The sequence below is a fragment of the Dysgonomonas mossii genome (assembly GCF_004569505.1).
Lineage (GTDB): Bacteria > Bacteroidota > Bacteroidia > Bacteroidales > Dysgonomonadaceae > Dysgonomonas.
In genome coordinates this window covers 1-387 of sequence record NZ_SPPK01000149.1, presented here as the reverse complement: position 1 = coordinate 387, position 387 = coordinate 1, and the positions used below count along the sequence as shown (strand labels likewise).

Annotated in this window: 1 protein-coding gene; it reads left to right on the top strand. The window is 51.2% G+C overall.

Translation table 11 applies throughout. The features are described from left to right. Positions 1-179: 179 nt before the first annotated feature. Positions 180-387: hypothetical protein (locus E4T88_RS18185; RefSeq protein ID WP_221411848.1), on the top strand; the 208-nt coding region annotated here is incomplete at its 3' end.

Below are 387 nucleotides of genomic sequence, written 5' to 3'. Positions count from 1 at the left end.
GATATGCAACGAGCTAGGTATCAAGAAACCGCAAAACTCAAAAACCAGTTGCATGCCCAAACACGGACAGAGTTCGAGGAGCACACGGTCACTGCGTCCGTTGGGAAAAGCTGGAGCGAAGTAGAGCGTGAGGAGAAGGCTCGATTGGTAGAACTAGTGAAGCTAAACAGGAGCAAGCGATGAAGGATGTTGAGATATTCCCTGCGGTGTATCACGATACAGGAGTTTCTCGCTTTGCAGGCAATCCGTTCATTGAGGCAATGCCGCCTCTGGAGCAAAGCAAAAGTGACTTTTTGACTAACCTCGCGCACTACCCAGCGAAGCCATCGGCAACGCTACGCAGGAGTAGTGAGGTCGTTAGACTGATGGAGCTGTCCACCATCAACG